This window comes from Acinetobacter sp. TR3, from assembly GCF_027105055.1.
Classification (GTDB): domain Bacteria; phylum Pseudomonadota; class Gammaproteobacteria; order Pseudomonadales; family Moraxellaceae; genus Acinetobacter.
Genome location: NZ_CP114264.1, coordinates 997,208 through 1,013,703 on the forward strand (window position 1 = coordinate 997,208; position 16,496 = coordinate 1,013,703).

Genomic DNA, 16,496 nt, shown 5'->3' on the forward strand with positions numbered 1-16,496 from the left:
GGGAATTGTATCAGAAAACGACTCAAAAACTTAATTTTGAACCAAATGCCGATTATTGTTTGTGCTTTGGGTTCTTTTCTGCACGTTTTAAGAGCACTAAAACAGCACCAGTACCCCCTTGATTTTCAGGTGCGCTGACAAATGCAAGTACATCACGATGTTGTCTAAGCCAGCCATTGACATAGGTTTTTAAAATGGCTTCAGGTCCTTTACCGTGAACAATTTTGATGACATTTTGATTTTCATCTTTTGCCATTTGAATGATCTGTAGAACGGCTGCTCGGGCTTGTTCAACGGTACAGCCATGTAAATCGACTGCTTCAAACCAACGAGTTTTACCTGTTTTTAAATCTTCAAAGACTTTGTGCTGCAAGGTTGCAATGCGATAGCTTAAAGTCGTTTGGCTTGCCACTGGATTTAGGATCGCTTGAGTATCCGAAATTTCTGTAAGCTCTTGCTCAGTACCACCTTCGGCTGCTGCGCGTTTTGCTAAAGTTTGGGCATCAACTTTTTTGCGACGTGTGACTTTGGTGTCTGCAATATTTTGATTGTCGATAGGTTTTACCCCAAGTAGGGCTTTTTTAAAAAGCTCAGTATCTTCCAACTCCTCATTGATAGCCTGAGTTTTTTTTGCCTTAACTTGTTTTGCTATAGCATTAGATTGAGGACTAGAGATTTGCTTTTTAAAAGCTTTCAGCAAGTTAAACTGATCTTTAGAAAGCGAGGAATCATGTTTACTCATAATTTTTAAGAAAATATGCAAGATACGAGAGAGATGGAAAAATTATAGTCCGAAACCGTGATGATTTGAACTGAATTGCATTCATGGAGCGATATGAGCTTTAAAGTGATGATAAATGCTTCAAAGTATTGATGGGATAAATTGATTTAGTTTCTTTATCCATTATCTACGGAAGCTACGTTTGTAATTTTTCATTTATTAAGAGGGAATTAGAATCCTTATAATTCGTGATTGGTTTAAGCCTTTATTTTTTAAACGGTCGTACAGTTCAAAGCAAATATGTTGGTTAACTTGAACACGGGGTAAAGTATCATCGAAGTCAAAATAACGAATATAACCAGATTGATCCATCACAATTGCAAGGCGCTCGAAGTGACCTCTCCGTTTCTGAAAAGTTTTATATTGTTCTACTACACCGCATTCTTCAGATTTAATAAATGTATCTACAGGGGAAAAGTACATTCCGCTGCTAATAAAGATGACTCCAGGAATTAAACTAAAGAAATAAAATACTCTTGGATTTTTGAACTTCTGAATTTTTTGATAGCAATAGAGATGACTATAAATTGGAAAGCTAACTAAAAAGATCAGCCCTAGAATTAATAAAAAATTACTCATGTTTTTTCATCAGTCTTTAATCGTTGATTAATCTATTGGTATTTTCTAACTCTAATTTTTATTCTTTATTAAGAACTTATATTTAGTTCTAGCATCATTTAAAAGGTTCAAGGCAAAATTTTACCTTGAACCTCATAAATTTAAACCTGTTCAGTTTTTCCAAACAACTCACCAAACGCCAGATCAGGGTGGGGCTGTTTCATAAAGCTTTCACCAACAAGGAACGTATGAATATCATTGGCTTGCATCATTTCTACATCAGCAGGAGTTGCAATACCACTTTCTGTGACTAAAACACGAGAAGCAGGCAATAATTTCTTTAAACGTAATGAGGTATTTAAATCTACATCAAAGGTTTTAAGGTTGCGGTTATTAACACCTAGAATACATTGCTCAGAAAGCTTTAACGCACGCTCTAACTCATATTCATCGTGTACTTCGACCAACACATCCAACTGATGCTCAAATGCAGTTTTCGACATTTCTTCAAGTTGTTGATCTGATAAACATGCCACAATTAATAAAATACAATCTGCATGTAAGGCACGTGCTTCAACAACATTATAAGGATCAACTAAGAAATCTTTGCGCAACGCAGGTAGGCCACAGTGATTACGTGCGATTGCAATATTTTCATCCGCACCTTGGAAGAAATCCACATCTGTTAATACAGACAAACAAGCAGCACCTGCTTGTTCATATTGCTGTGCAATTTCAGCAGGATTGAAATCTGCTCGGATCACACCTTTAGATGGTGACGCTTTTTTAATTTCAGCAATAACGGCTGGACGTTTATGTTGTAAAGCCTTGGCAAAACCACGAACAGGTGTTGCTTCTTTTGCCCACTGTTCTACATCATACAAGCTACGTTGTTTTAAACGTGTTGCAAGCTCCTCATGTTTGCGGTCAACAATTTTACCTAAAATGGTATTTTGAATATCGATCATGAGAAGTCCTTAGTCTGCCTGAGATTGTTTCAATGTCTTGGTAAATTCAGCCAAGATACTCATTTTTTCTAAAGCTTGTCCGCCATAAAGAATATCTTGAGCGAACTCAACTGCTTGCTTGTAAGTCTTGGTGATACCAGCAACATAAATACCTGCACCTGCATTCAGTGCAATCATGTTTGCTGCTTTTTCACCAATATCTGATTTATCACGACCTAAAGCATCTTTGATCAGCTTTAAGCTTTCTTCTGAACTGTTGACCACTAAGCCAGTCAGTGTTTGAGAGGGAATACCAACTTCATCAGGCGTTAGCGTCCATTCGCTAATTTCACCATCTTTAAGTTCTGCGACAGTCGTTGGGGCTGCAAGACTGATCTCATCTAAACCATCTTTAGAGTGTACAACCAGTACATGCACTGCACCCAACTGCTTTAATACTTCAGCGATAGGGCGACATAACTCATCTGAAAATACCCCGATCACAAAACGATTCACACCAGCAGGATTTGTTAATGGGCCAAGTAGATTGAAAATACTACGAATACCTAACTCACGACGAGGTGCGACTGCATAACGCATGGCTTTATGATGATTTGGTGCAAATAGGAAACCTACACCCATTTCACGGATGCAGCGTTCGGTTTGTTGCATATCTAAATCAAGCTGAATTCCCATTTGTTCGAGTACATCGGATGAACCTGACTTACTCGACACACCACGGTTACCATGTTTGGCGATGGTTGCACCAGCAGCAGCTATAACGAAACTTGAAGCTGTAGAGACGTTAAATAAATTCTGACCATCTCCACCTGTGCCGACAATATCAACCAAGTGAGGAATATCACTCACATCAATTTTAATTGCAAACTCACGCATAATGCGTGCTGCTGCAGTGATTTCATCAATACTTTCACCTTTCATGCGCAAGCCCATCATTAACGCACCGATTTGTGCATCAGTTGCTTCGCCCTGCATAATGCTACGCATGACATCTTCCATTTGTGGCTGGGTAAGATGAATGTTTTTGGTAATGTGATTAAGAGCCTGTTGGATATTCATAGTCATGAGTTACAGCATTAATGATTAAAATTCTTAAGTGAAGTTGGTTAGTAAAGAAGAAGGGCTTGGTTTTGTGAGAAATGGCTCACTTGCTAATCGGCTATGTTAGCAGAAAATAGTCTCAGTTTTATGTTTGTGCTTAGATTTTAATTTAAATAGCTAGGTAGAGTGGTTCTTAATCTTTTCTAATCATGATCTGTATAAAATTAAAAGCCAATCATCGAATCGAATGATTGGCTTTGATTGAAACAATATTTGATTAATCGTTATTGATGCTGTTTCTAAGCCCAAGTATTTGGCTTGTTGCCACACCAGCAGTTATAGAGCCATTTACATTTAAAGCCGTACGGCCCATATCAATCAACGGTTCAATCGAAATCAGTAGAGCGACCAATGTGACTGGCAGCCCCATTGCAGGTAAAACAATCAAGGCAGCGAATGTTGCGCCACCACCAACACCTGCGACACCGATTGAACTCAGTGTAACGATTGTCACCAGTTGTGCTATCCATAAAGGATCAAGAGGATTAATTCCTACTGTAGGCGCTACCATAACCGCAAGCATAGCTGGGTATAAACCTGCACAACCATTTTGACCTATTGTCGCTCCAAATGATGCTGAAAAACTGGCGATGCCTTCTGGAACACTTAATTGTTTATGTTGTGTTTCAATGTTGAGAGGAATGCTTGCTGCACTTGAGCGGCTTGTAAATGCAAAAGTAAGTACAGGAAAAACTTTTTTGAAAAACTCAATTGGGTTGACACGAACGAATAATAAAATTAGCCCATGTACAATAAACATAACGGCAAGACCGAGATAAGAAGCGACTAGAAACTCACCTAGCTTAACAATGTCAGCAAGGTTTGCAGTTGCGACCATTTTCGCCATGAGTGCTAATACACCATAAGGCGTAAATTGCATCACTAAACGCACTAAGCCAATAATCAAGGCTTGTAATGCTTCGATACCATGTCGAATTCTCTCACCATTGATCGGGTCTTTATCCATCAATTTTAATGCTGCAACACCTAAAAAAGCTGAGAAAATCACCACACTAATGATTGATGTTGGTCGTATACCTGTTAAATCTGCAAAAGGGTTTTGTGGCAATAAAGAGAGAAGTAGTTTAGGTATATCTAGGTTCGTGACTTGACCAATGTAATCGCTTTGAATTGCAGCAAGGCGCGCAGTTTCTTTAGTGCCTTGGACTAAGCCCTCGGCAGTCAGACCAAATAAGTTAGTAATACTAATTCCGACAAAAGCAGCAATTGCTGTGGTAACCAGTAAAATACCAATAACAAATACGCTGATTTTACCTAAAGAAGTGGTTTGATGGAGTTTGACGACCGCACTTAAAATGGAGATAAAAATAAGTGGCATGATCACCATTTGTAAAAGTTGAACATAACCATTACCGATGAGATTGAACCATGCAACAGATTGTTCAATAATTGCACTGTTGCTGTAAATCGCTTTAAGACTTAAACCATAAATAATACCTACGATCATACCGATCAGTACTTTTTTAGAAAGACTCCAATCTTGTCGGTAACTAAAAAACAATCCTGCAATCAGCAAGAAAAAAACAATAATATTCAATAAAACTAAGATATTCACAATAGGTTATCCTGATTGATATTTCAGGGGGAGATCTCTAGAAAATAATGATTCAGATTCTATCATTCAGCACCCATGAAGCTTAATCATTCCTATGACTATACTTAATCTAAAAAATTAAAAAGGAATTCTAGAACTGAAAAAAATGAGGATGAATTTCTTCTTCTGAAATACATGAAAAGTATTTTAATTTTTTAAAAAGAATGATTTGCTTTGAATTAAATTTTTAAGTCTTGATTTTAATGCTGAAAAAATAATCAGTGTGTATGAGTTCTATAGTGATTTTATATGTTCAAAATAAAAACAGCCTATTATACAAATAAGCTGTTTTTAAATAAAACTTAGTAATTAAGCGTAAATATCTAAGAAGTTTTTAAAAATTTGATGACCATGTTCGCTCAAAATAGATTCGGGGTGGAATTGAACACCTTCAATAGGAAGTGTTTTATGTTTCACGCCCATAATTTCTTCAATTGTGCCATCTATTTGGTTCGTCCAGCACGTCACCTCTAGACATTCTGGCAACGTTTCTTGCTCAATTACCAATGAGTGGTAACGTGTAGCAGCAAACGGGGAAGGTAAGTGACTAAAAATTCCTTTGTCACTGTGATGCATATCAGATAAACGACCATGCATAACCGTTTTAGCGCGGATAATCTTGCCACCAAATGCCTGTCCAATCGCTTGATGTCCAAGACAGACACCCAATAAAGGAATTTTACCCGCAAAATGGTTAATTGCAGGAATAGAAATTCCTGCTTCACTTGGTGAGCATGGACCTGGACCAATTACCAAGTATTTAGGCTGCCATCGTTCAATATCTTCTAATGTGACTTGATCATTACGAACAACTTTTACTTCTTGATTCAATTCGCCAAAATATTGAACGATGTTGTAAGTAAAACTGTCATAGTTGTCAATCATTAAAAGCATGATTATAACCTTTTGAAAATACGCACTTTATTGTGCTTTTGCTTTTGATAAACCTATCTAAAAACGATATTCCTTTCGCGCTATATGCGTCGTAAAGGCATTTCTTAGATATAGAGGACAATAATCATAACAAAAACAAATGATCAATGTTGAATATTTCGTTTAATAGATGTTTTGATGGATTTATAAACCGAGGATATAAAGAACCATAGAAACAGATAATAAATTTCATAAATTGAATGACTTGGGTGAAAATATACAAAGTGAACCAAAAGTCTAAATGAATTGATTGGAATGAAGTTAAAAAGAATGATATAAAAAGCCAATTTATGCTAACTAGTGATGGTGTGCTTTTGCACTACATTAGTTCTCTGTTATATGTTTTGCACCACTTTGGTTCGTTATGTCTATTTTGGGGACTAGCTGGGATCGGAATGTTTAAATATGGTGCATTTGTGAAAGCAAACATTATAGTGGACATAGGACATGGAGCTTAAAGCATTTTTTCTGCAAAGAATTTCAATGTTTTAGGTATGCTTTAAAATTGTTGGTATGATAATTGCTAATTATATATCAACAACTAACACGCACTTAACAAGTGCATAAAAATTTCATTGGAGCAAATGAGCATGGCGAACAAGGTCCTTCAACTCATCAAAGAAAGTGGCGCAAAATGGGTCGATTTTCGCTTTACTGATACTAAGGGTAAAGAGCAACACGTAACTTACCCAGCTGACACAATTGATGAAGATACATTTGAAGACGGTAAAATGTTTGATGGTTCTTCAATCGCTGGTTGGAAAGGCATTGAAGCTTCTGACATGATCTTACGTCCAGATGCTGAAACAGGTTTTCTTGACCCGTTCTTTGCTGAGCCAACAGTTGTTGTAACTTGTGACGTAATCGAGCCATCTACTGGTCAAGGTTACGAGCGTGACCCACGTTCGATTGCTCGTCGTGCTGAAGAATATTTAAAATCTACTGGTATCGGTGATACTGCATTCTTTGGTCCAGAACCAGAATTCTTCGTTTTTGACGAAGTGAAATGGGACATCGATATGTCTGGCGCTCGCCATACATTAATCGCTGAAGAAGCTGCATGGTCTACAGGTAAAGATTACGAAGCAGGTAACTCTGGTCATCGTCCACGCGTTAAAGGCGGTTACTTCCCAGTTCCTCCAGTTGACTCTCATCAAGATATGCGTGCTGAAATGTGTGCACGTATCGAAGACATCATGGGCCCTGGTCGTGTAGAAGTACATCACCACGAAGTTGCTTCTTGCCAATTAGAAATTGGTGTGAGCTTCAATACTTTAGTTCGTAAAGCAGACGAAGTTCAACAATTCAAATATGCAGTTTGGAACGTTGCTCACCAATATGGCAAAACAGCGACATTTATGCCTAAGCCAATGGTAGGTGATAACGGTTCTGGTATGCACGTTCATATGTCTATCTCTAAAGATGGCAAGAACTTGTTTGCTGGTGATGAATATGCTGGTTTATCTGAAATGGCATTGTTCTTCATTGGTGGTATCATCAAGCACGCTCGTGCATTGAATGCAATCACGAACCCAGGTACAAACTCTTATAAGCGTTTAGTTCCACACTACGAAGCTCCGATTATGCTTGCTTACTCAGCACGTAACCGTTCTGCTTCTATTCGTATTCCTTACGTTTCTAGTCCTAAAGGCAAGCGTATTGAAGCACGTTTCCCTGATCCATTAATGAACCCATACTTAGGTTTCTCAGCATTGTTAATGGCTGGTCTTGACGGTATCCAAAACAAGATCCACCCAGGCGAAGCTGCTGACAAGAACTTGTATGATCTTCCTCCTGAAGAAGAAGCAAAAATCCCAACAGTTGCTCATAACTTAGAAATGGCAATTGCTGCACTTGAAGCGGATCACGAGTTCCTGTTGAAAGGCGGTGTATTCACTAAAGAAATGCTTGATGCATATATCGAACTTAAAACTGAAGATGTACGTCGTCTTAATACGACGACTCACCCAGTTGAATTTGATATGTACTATAGCTTGTAATACATTCGATTCTGAAAAAGCTCGCTTCGGCGAGCTTTTTTTATGTTTTTGATTCAATTGAAAGTCATACGCTTTTTCCAAAGAAATTCATGTAAACTAGTTGCGATGTTTTTAGTGAGCCAAGCATGCGAAATTTACGACCAAACAGAATTAAGGGGCGAGAGATCCCAGCTGAATTAAAAAAATGGTTGTATGCATCTGGTTCTCTCACTCAGCAATTGACTGATTTGGGTGAGGGAGTATTTCATGTCGAGCGTCTCAACGAACAGTTTCAACGACTCGCTTTTAACGATAGCCAATGGATGCAAATGCCAGCACACCATATTGCATGGGTGCGTGAAACGAATCTATATGGTAATCAGGCACAGGCTTGGGTCAAAGCAAAAAGTATTTTTCCAATTTTAAGCCTACACAAGAAAGCTCGATTATTTCGGCATATCCGTAATAAGCCAATCGGTTGGTTTTTATTTCAACGAACTCATCCAGCTTGTGAAAGAAGGGTTATTTATCTAGAAGAAGGTTGGACTAGACAAAGTTGTTATACTTGGCATGGTTGTAAATTTATCGTGCAAGAGACTTTTCTCCCAGCATTTGAGCAGTTTATTCAACAGCATTGACTCTAAGGATTCATCATGGAAACAGTGCAACATACGACTTGGCGACAACGTTTAGAAGCCTATTATTATTTATGCCGCTTTGATAAGCCAATCGGTACAGAATTGGTTTTTTGGCCGACTATGTGGGCTTTGTGGATTGCTGCAAAAGGGACACCAGATCTTAAAATATTATTGCTTATGATTTTGGGTGTTATTTTTATGCGTGCAGCAGGCTGTGCGATCAATGATTTTGCTGACCGTAAAGTTGATGCGCATGTTGAACGTACAAAAACACGCCCTTTAGCTACAGGTATAATTCGTGCTCGCGAGGCTGTTTTTGTATTTTTAGCTTTAGTTACTGCAAGTGCTATGTTGCTATTTTTCCTGCCGATCGAAACCTTTTATTGGTCATTTGGTGCATTATTTTTAGCGTTTATTTATCCCTTTATGAAACGCTTTACCAATTTACCACAGGTGTTTTTAGGTGCTGCTTTTTCATGGTCAATCCCGATGGCATATACTGCGGTTGGGCAAACGCCAGATTTAACCTGTTGGCTTTTATATTTCGGTAATTTGGCTTGGACAGTAGCTTATGATACACAATATGCAATTACTGATCGTGAATATGATTTGAAAATTGGTGTGAAATCTACCGCAATTTTATTTGGTAATTACGATATACAGATAATTGGTTTATTACAGTTTATTAGCTTGTTATTAATTGGCTCAGCTTTGTATCTGCAACATATTTTTATGCCGTTTGGAATGATTGCATTACTTATTGTTGCAGGGGATTTTGTTTATCAGGCATATAAAACTAAACATCGAGAACCACAGATTTGTTTCTGGGCATTCCGTCACAATCGTTGGGTAGGAATGATAATTTTTCTGGGAATCTTTTTGGAATTAATGTCTTAAAATGACTTATTGGTTGAAAAGTGTCCTATATAGGGCATTTTTTTTGTGCATTAATAAAGCAGCATCTAGTTTCGTGCGCAAGAAACAAAGACAAAAGGATATTTTATGAAACGGTCAAAAATTGCTTTAGCAATGACACTCTCTATTTCAGCATTATTTTTTAACTGCATGTAATGATGATTACACTGGAGTAGATTCGAGTAACCCCCATTTGTATGAAAGCAATTATGCGATTGATACGGTTAATACTGCTGCTTCGATTAAAGTAATGACCTGTAAAATTGCAAATGTTCAAGGGCGAACAGCAACTGCAACAGCGATGGTGCTTTTTCCTAAAGTTGCTAAACCTGTAGATTGTTATCGTATTGTTGTGTGGGAACATGGAACTGTTGGGGTGGGTGATGGTTGGGCACCAAGCAAAAATGTGATTAATCCTCGTTGTAGAATCCTTGCTGATACTCTATTGGTGGCTGGTTACGTTGTGATTGCACCTGATTATGAGGGGTTAGGTATCGCAGATTTAGCATATGGTCGTACCGGCGATGATGGTGCATGCTTGAGTTATCTAGCTCCAGATAGTGCAAATGGGTTGCAAGAGAAATTTAAAGCGGGGATTTTGGCTTTCTTAGTAGACCCTACACATCAAATCACACAGTTTGGTATTGATCTAACTAAGTTTAAAGAAGATGTTGTGGTGCAAAATTTCTTAGCGGCGACTCAGCCTGCAACCAATTCGACTAAAGAAAAAGTAATTAAGACACCTGTCTTACTTATTCAGGGAGAAAAAGATCAAGCGGTATTGCCAGCAGTTACGCAACTGTTAGTTAAGAATATGAAAGAGAATGCTTTAAAATTCTTTCCATAAGCAGCTTATGATGAAAATTATTTATTGGATATCGTACCAAATGCAACGCATACGCAGGCGATCATTTGTAGAAATGCAAAAGCAGTGGAATTTATTCAAAAATATATGTCAGCAGGTACGGGGATTGTGCTGACTGATGATCAAAAAGATGCGGGTCAAAATGCTCAGTCTACAGGTAAATTTTAAGCTTTTATTAAGATCATAACTTTCAAAAAAGAGTCTCTTCATAGCGGCTCTTTTTTGTTATATTGTTACATTAAGATGAGTTGTGTTATTGGAATCTGGATCATTTATGAGTCAACAATCTACTGAAAAGAAGCCGATACCTTGGTTATTAATGAGTCTGGGGCTTCTGATCCCAATCTTTATTATAGGCATGGCATTTCTAGCTGCAAAAAGTGATGCGCAAACCAAGAAAAAATACGATCAACAACATGCAGAAATTGCAAAGAAATTTGAAAAACAGAAAAATGCTGAATCAGCAATTCAGTCTGAATAATCCTTAATTAGAAAATTTGATTTATCGAATGTCCATCTGTAATTGTTTTACAGATGGAATTTGAGTGTAGCGATGCACTTTATACCCTGCCTCTAAAAGCATTTGATCGCGTTTTTTGTCTTCTAATTCTTTTCCAATATGACTTGGATCATCAAGTTCGATGATTGCCAATACATTCATTTCTTGGTCTAAAATCACGAAATCAGTCACTTTGCGATTGAATTGACTACGAATTTTATAATGATCGCTGGTAATTAAAGCACTGAAAGCGACTTGTGTAAGGATGTGATTGTTAGGGAATGCCTGTTTTAGCCTCGTGAACATCTTTGATTCAAATGTGGTAATAACAGGGCGAGCAAAAAACTTCTGCTGTGGTAGAAAAGAACGTAGACAACTAATTAAAAGTAATACTGTGCTAATCAAGCCAATAAGCAAAAAGATAATCTGATTAGATGCAAACATATTTATTATCAATACATGAATAAAAAACCCACTCAATAAGAGTGGGTTTTTAGAATTTTGGCTCTCCCACCTGGGCTCGAACCAGGGACCTGCGGATTAACAGTCCGTCGCTCTACCGACTGAGCTATGGGAGAATCTGGATAGGCATTCTATGCATGAATAGGAGTGTGGTCAAGAGCTGAATAACAAAAAATTTAAATATTGATTTGATTGTACTTTTTATCAGCATTTTTATAAATTTAATGGATAGGATACTTTGTTTTTAGTAGGAGCTAGAGGGAATTTCGGTCAATAAAAAAGCCCATATCATATTGGATATAGGCTTCTTTGAATTTGGCTCTCCCACCTGGGCTCGAACCAGGGACCTGCGGATTAACAGTCCGTCGCTCTACCGACTGAGCTATGGGAGAATCTGAATGCCATTATAGGCAGCTTTTAAAATCGGTCAAGCTAAAAGTGTCATGTTTCTTTCATTTTTTCACTGTATGCTTTTTATTTGCACAATTGGGGCGAAATCGGAAAAATAACTTGAACTTTGATCAAGCTGTTGTTAGATTCGAAACAGAAAAGTGTTTAGATTTTTATCTAGACCGTGTGGATTTAACCCAACTTGCCAGCACTAAAATGGCTAAATCGGAGGTCAAAATGACTATTCTTAGCATTCAATCTATTTTTTCAAATTTATCTTTTTATCAAGATCATTATCTTGAAATCATTGAAGATCCTCAGCGGTATTACACATCAGTTGAAAACTGTTTTTTAAATACATTTCCATTTAAGCAACAGGTTTTATTTCTAGGCGATTTATTGCAACTTTGGTTTGGTGATAAATGGAAAATCCAAAACGCTAAAAATTTATTGACGCAGAAAAATGTATTAACGGTGAATGAGCATTTCCCTTTGTACTTATTTCAGCTCGGTGGTGAGCTTATTTTGGGTGCAAATACTGCATTGGCTTGGTCAGTTGCAGAAAATAAAATTGTAGCTGTACAAGTGAAGAGTATTTGGCAATATGCTGTTTTCAGTCACTTATGCTCACGACCAAAAAACTTTCATGAAAATAAAGCGATTGCATGAAATCATAGTAAGCATAAATCTACAGCATAAAATTAAAGGGCGTATATGTATGTCACTGTATAATTTTTAATATTATCGCCCTTATTTTTGTATCAATCTAAATGAAGCTGATGTATGTCAAGTAAAAGCAAATAAACTATTTTGAAGTATCTTATGAATATAAGATTGTGTTGCAGAAATTATTAAATTCAATGTTTTTTTATTTTCTTCTAAAATTAATTGATAACAATTTTGAATAAAAGGTAAGTTTATAATGAAAGGACAATGTGTTTGTGGTGAAACCACATTTGAAGTTGAATTAAGCAATCATGACGTACATGCTTGTCATTGCTCAATTTGTCGTCGACAGACCAGTGGTGTGATTATGACGATTGATGTGAAACAGGGCAGCTTAAAATTTTTAAAACAAGACCATCTCTCTATCTATAATTCATCGGCTTGGGGCGAGCGTGGGTTCTGTAATGCTTGTGGCACAAATTTATTTTGGCGCACTAAAGATCAGAATTATTGCAATATTAATGCTTTTGCATTGAATCAGTCACCTCAAGATTTGAATTTTGATTTGGAAATCTATATTGATAGTAAGCCTGAGTTTTACGCATTTCAAAATGCAACGAAAAAGATGACTGAAGCTGATGTAGTTGCTTTATTTAATGCAGAAGCAAAAGAATAAATTTTTAGCTGATTCATAAAGAAAAAAAAGAAGCTTCATTAAGAAGCTTCTTTGTATCGCAACTCAGATTATTGAGCGGCTTTTTCTGCTGCAATCGAAGCAATTGCGGCATCAACACCATCAATTGAGTCTGCTGCTTTTTTAATACGCGCTAAAGCATCAACTAATACATCATCAGCAGTTGCATAAGAAATACGCATAAAACCACCTAAACCAAAAGCATCACCGGGTACAACAGCTACACCAGTTTCTTCAAGCAACCATTCAGAGAATTCTGTGCAAGATTTTAAACCTTTGGCACGAATCAATGGACGGATGTTTGCATAGGCATAGAATGCGCCATCAGCAGGTAAGCAAGAGATACCGTTGATTTCGTTTAAACCATTTACAACTAAGTCATGACGGCGTTTAAACGCTTCAATCATTGGTTTTAATACATCTTGTGGGCCATTTAATGCCGCTTCAGCCGCAACTTGTGAAATTGACGTTGGGTTAGATGTTGATTGAGATTGGATGTTTTTCATCGCACCAATGAGTTTTGCGGGACCAGCAGCGTAACCAATACGCCAACCTGTCATTGCATACGCCTTTGATACGCCGTTAAGAACAATTGTACGATCATATAAGTCAGGTGCAATTGTTGCGATGTTATAGAACTCATCTTCCCAACGAATTGGTTCGTACATGTCGTCAGAAGCAATTAATACTTGTGGATGACGACGAAGTACCTCAGCCAAAGCTTCTAATTCAGCTTTAGTATAAATCATACCTGTTGGGTTAGAAGGGCTGTTTAATACAAGTAAACGTGTATTTGGTGTAATAGCAGCTTCCAATTGTTCTGGTGTGATTTTGAAGCGTTGTTCTTCACCACATTTCACAATAACAGGCGTACCTTCAGCAATAATTACCATATCTGGATAGCTTACCCAGAATGGTGCAGGAATGATTACTTCATCACCCTTGTTTAACAAAGCAAGTGCCAAGTTAAAGAAACTTTGTTTACCACCACAAGATACTAAAATCTGGTTAGGTTGGTAGTCTAAGTTATTATCACGTTTTAATTTTGCGATAATTGCTTTTTTTAAGCTCGGAGTACCGTCTACAGCTGTGTATTTTGTAAAGCCTTTATTAATCGCTTCAATTGCAGCATCTTTGATATGTTGAGGGGTATCAAAGTCTGGTTCGCCTGCACCTAAACCAATCACGTTTTTACCAGCAGCTTTAAGCTCAGCGGCTTTGTTGGTTACTGCAAGTGTAGGGGACGGTTTGATAGCATTGACACGATCAGAGAGACGTACGTCCACGGCATTATTCCTTCTTATGGGATTAGAAAATAAAAAAGCAGCTCATTTTAGCTTAAATCGATTTATTTGTGGCTGAAACTTACCTTGATTGAATAAAAAGTTACCAAATTATAGGTTTAGATCGTACAGTACTTTTTTACATATTTTATTTTTAGCAAAATAATAAAAATCTATTACAATAGGCGCTAGAAATTTAAATTTCGAGAGAATTTCAATGACTGCGCAACAACCTAAAGCCAAGAAAGCTTTAGTCAAATTACCTTTCCCTATGCCATCTACTCAGGATGACTCTGAGGATGCTACGCATAATCAGGTGCGACCAAAACCTGAGCAATATGCAGATCGTACTTGGATGCCACCGCGTGGTACACGTCGTTCGATGGGGAAACGATAGTTTTTGATGGAGCATACTTTCGCAGTAGCTTCCTAAAAGATGAGTCGATAAAAAAGCCAATGTCATGTTTATATAAACGTATCATTGGCTTTTTTTTATTTGATTAATTTTTATTTATTACCAATCTTAAACGCTGCTAAAAATGCGGTTGGTTTATTGGCATCAAACACAACTCCATCTAAACGACTGGTTTGTGGTGGTTTTATGAATGTTGCTGTTGCAAGGTTTGGAAATTGTTCTTTTTTCATTTTGCCTTCAGCGATTAAACTATTTGCAGCCTTTGTGTAGATGTCTGGGCGATAGGCTTTCTGAGCGGTTTCAAGGTACCAATTATTCGGTTTAGTCTCCGCAATTTGTCCCCAACGGCGCATTTGAGTTAACCACCAAATTGCATCTGAATAGTAAGGAATACCGTACTGTCCTGTAAAGAAGGTATTAAATGATTTTAAAGGACGAATATCTCCTTTTTCGTATTCAAAAACACCCGTCATGCTATTTAAAATAATATCTTCATCGACACCAGTATAATTGGGTTGAGAAATTATCTTAGCGGCTTCTTTGCGGTTGATACGATCATTTTCATCTAACCAACTTGATGCACGAATGAGTGCTTTTACAACTTTTACTGTGGTATTTGGATTTTGTTCTGCAAACGATGCTGTAACTCCAAATACTTTATCAGCACCATTATCCCATAACACATCAGATGTAATGACAGGAACACCAAAGCCTTTTTTCACTGCTTTTTGATTCCATGGTTCACCGACTGAGTATCCTAAGGTTGTTCCTGTTACCATTTTTGCCATCATTTCTGGTGGTGGTACAACGGAAAGGGTTACGTCGGCACCGATATTACCACTCAAATCATTTTTATTTGGATCATACATACCTGGATTGATACCGCCAGCGGCTAACCAATAGCGCAACATATAATTGTGTGTGCCTGTTGGAAAAGTTATGCCTAAATTAAAAGGCTTATGCTTTTGTTTGTATTGATCCACAATCGGTTTAAGCGCCGATGCACTAATCGGATGCTGCGGTTTACCGTCTTCTAGAGGAATATTATTTTTCATTTCCGACCATATCGCATTTGAAATGGTGATCCCTGCACCATTGTAAGACATGGTAAATGGCGTGATAATTTCTGTACCGCTTGGTGTTGCAGTCATGGACGCAAGTGGCATTGCAGCAAGCATTTGCGCGCCGTCTAATTCACCTTTTTGTACACGTGTATATAATAGCTTCCAGTTGGGTTGTACTTCGAGTTGGACTGATAGCCCTTCGTCTTTAAAAAAACCTTTCTCAACAGCAACGGCTAAAGGTGCCATATCTGTTAGTTTAACAAAACCAATTTTTAGCGCCGTTTTTTCTGTGGTTGATTGAGCTGCGTTACTATCAGGGGATGGATGGCAGCCAGTGACTAATAAAAGAAGGCTCGCCATATAAGATATGATGAATGCCTTATTAAAAAATACTTTTCTCATTTAATTCCCCGTCAATAATAAACATCAATAGATACAGAGCAAAAAACATACCATTATTGTTATTTTATGTAAGTCATTGAGATTACTCTAATTTTATACACTTGTATGGATTTTGGTGTTTGCGACTTTTATGGTGATTTTTATTTGTTTTTTATTAAATATCATTATCTTATAATTTATTTTTTGTGGATTTTGGATGTTGTAACCAAATTGTAATTATGGGAAGAATCAAGTTTTATGCTTGAAAGATAAAACCTGATTCATCATC

General features: G+C 37.4%; 16 protein-coding genes, 2 tRNA genes and 1 pseudogene. 8 read left to right on the forward strand and 11 right to left on the reverse strand.

All coding sequences use genetic code 11. The features are described 5' to 3' along the window. Positions 1-52 precede the first annotated feature (52 nt). The 6 genes from O1449_RS04725 to O1449_RS04750 all read right to left on the reverse strand — a co-directional run bounded on the left by O1449_RS04725 (position 53) and on the right by O1449_RS04750 (position 5,917). Complete coding sequence (locus tag O1449_RS04725) at positions 53-742, reverse strand: Smr/MutS family protein (protein ID WP_269239309.1); 690 nt, start codon at positions 740-742, stop codon at positions 53-55. Between the two features lie 198 nt (positions 743-940). Next, positions 941-1,360, reverse strand: a complete 420-nt coding sequence (locus O1449_RS04730) for a hypothetical protein (protein ID WP_269239310.1) — start codon at positions 1,358-1,360, stop codon at positions 941-943. 140 nt (positions 1,361-1,500) lie between these two features. Continuing rightward, positions 1,501-2,307: an indole-3-glycerol phosphate synthase TrpC gene (gene trpC, locus O1449_RS04735; protein WP_269239311.1), complete on the reverse strand. Its 807-nt coding sequence runs from the start codon at positions 2,305-2,307 to the stop codon at positions 1,501-1,503. A gap of 9 nt (positions 2,308-2,316) precedes the next feature. Then, positions 2,317-3,366, reverse strand: coding sequence for an anthranilate phosphoribosyltransferase (gene trpD, locus O1449_RS04740; RefSeq protein WP_269239668.1), 1,050 nt, complete (start codon positions 3,364-3,366; stop codon positions 2,317-2,319). Between the two features lie 259 nt (positions 3,367-3,625). Further along, complete coding sequence (locus O1449_RS04745) at positions 3,626-4,984, reverse strand: L-cystine transporter (RefSeq protein ID WP_269239312.1); 1,359 nt, start codon at positions 4,982-4,984, stop codon at positions 3,626-3,628. A gap of 348 nt (positions 4,985-5,332) precedes the next feature. Next, positions 5,333-5,917: an anthranilate synthase component II gene (locus O1449_RS04750; protein WP_269239313.1), complete on the reverse strand. Its 585-nt coding sequence runs from the start codon at positions 5,915-5,917 to the stop codon at positions 5,333-5,335. A gap of 623 nt (positions 5,918-6,540) precedes the next feature. On the opposite strand from O1449_RS04750, the gene glnA reads away from it, so the two are divergent. From glnA to O1449_RS04775, 5 genes and pseudogenes are all read left to right on the forward strand, one after another. Further along, a complete protein-coding gene (glnA, locus tag O1449_RS04755) occupies positions 6,541-7,956 on the forward strand; it encodes a type I glutamate--ammonia ligase (protein ID WP_269239314.1) in 1,416 nt (471 codons plus the stop codon). Between the two features lie 125 nt (positions 7,957-8,081). Further along, a complete protein-coding gene (locus O1449_RS04760) occupies positions 8,082-8,573 on the forward strand; it encodes a chorismate--pyruvate lyase family protein (RefSeq protein ID WP_269239315.1) in 492 nt (163 codons plus the stop codon). 15 nt (positions 8,574-8,588) lie between these two features. Continuing rightward, positions 8,589-9,470 (forward strand): 4-hydroxybenzoate octaprenyltransferase, encoded by an 882-nt coding sequence (gene ubiA / locus O1449_RS04765; RefSeq protein WP_269239316.1) that lies wholly within the window; start codon positions 8,589-8,591, stop codon positions 9,468-9,470. Positions 9,471-9,575: 105 nt separating this feature from the next. Further along, a pseudogene (locus O1449_RS04770) lies at positions 9,576-10,521 on the forward strand (alpha/beta hydrolase family protein). Positions 10,522-10,627: 106 nt separating this feature from the next. After that, the gene (locus tag O1449_RS04775; protein ID WP_269239317.1) at positions 10,628-10,834 is read left to right on the forward strand and encodes a hypothetical protein; all 207 of its coding nucleotides are present in this window, start codon (positions 10,628-10,630) and stop codon (positions 10,832-10,834) included. A gap of 21 nt (positions 10,835-10,855) precedes the next feature. On the opposite strand, the gene O1449_RS04780 is transcribed toward O1449_RS04775, so the two are convergent. The 3 genes from O1449_RS04780 to O1449_RS04790 all read right to left on the reverse strand — a co-directional run bounded on the left by O1449_RS04780 (position 10,856) and on the right by O1449_RS04790 (position 11,706). Beyond that, a complete protein-coding gene (locus O1449_RS04780) occupies positions 10,856-11,296 on the reverse strand; it encodes a DUF2726 domain-containing protein (RefSeq protein WP_269228359.1) in 441 nt (146 codons plus the stop codon). A 58-nt stretch (positions 11,297-11,354) separates the two neighbouring features. Beyond that, positions 11,355-11,430: transfer RNA gene (locus tag O1449_RS04785), tRNA-Asn, on the reverse strand. Between the two features lie 200 nt (positions 11,431-11,630). Further along, positions 11,631-11,706: transfer RNA gene (locus O1449_RS04790), tRNA-Asn, on the reverse strand. 235 nt (positions 11,707-11,941) lie between these two features. Between O1449_RS04790 and O1449_RS04795 the strand changes: the two genes are divergently transcribed. Together O1449_RS04795 and O1449_RS04800 are read left to right on the forward strand one after the other, a co-directional pair. Further along, positions 11,942-12,373, forward strand: coding sequence for a hypothetical protein (locus O1449_RS04795; protein WP_269239318.1), 432 nt, complete (start codon positions 11,942-11,944; stop codon positions 12,371-12,373). 253 nt (positions 12,374-12,626) lie between these two features. Continuing rightward, the gene (locus O1449_RS04800) at positions 12,627-13,046 is read left to right on the forward strand and encodes a GFA family protein (RefSeq protein WP_269239319.1); all 420 of its coding nucleotides are present in this window, start codon (positions 12,627-12,629) and stop codon (positions 13,044-13,046) included. 68 nt (positions 13,047-13,114) lie between these two features. On the opposite strand, the gene O1449_RS04805 is transcribed toward O1449_RS04800, so the two are convergent. Beyond that, positions 13,115-14,350, reverse strand: a complete 1,236-nt coding sequence (locus O1449_RS04805; protein WP_005157664.1) for a pyridoxal phosphate-dependent aminotransferase — start codon at positions 14,348-14,350, stop codon at positions 13,115-13,117. Between the two features lie 214 nt (positions 14,351-14,564). Between O1449_RS04805 and O1449_RS04810 the strand changes: the two genes are divergently transcribed. Further along, positions 14,565-14,744 carry a hypothetical protein gene (locus O1449_RS04810; RefSeq protein WP_005217453.1) on the forward strand — a complete coding sequence of 60 codons (180 nt, stop codon included), beginning with the start codon at positions 14,565-14,567 and terminating at the stop codon, positions 14,742-14,744. Positions 14,745-14,854: 110 nt separating this feature from the next. Here O1449_RS04810 and O1449_RS04815 read toward each other — a convergent pair whose 3' ends face one another. Continuing rightward, positions 14,855-16,228, reverse strand: coding sequence for a CmpA/NrtA family ABC transporter substrate-binding protein (locus O1449_RS04815; RefSeq protein ID WP_269239320.1), 1,374 nt, complete (start codon positions 16,226-16,228; stop codon positions 14,855-14,857). Between the last annotated feature and the right edge of the window lie 268 nt (positions 16,229-16,496).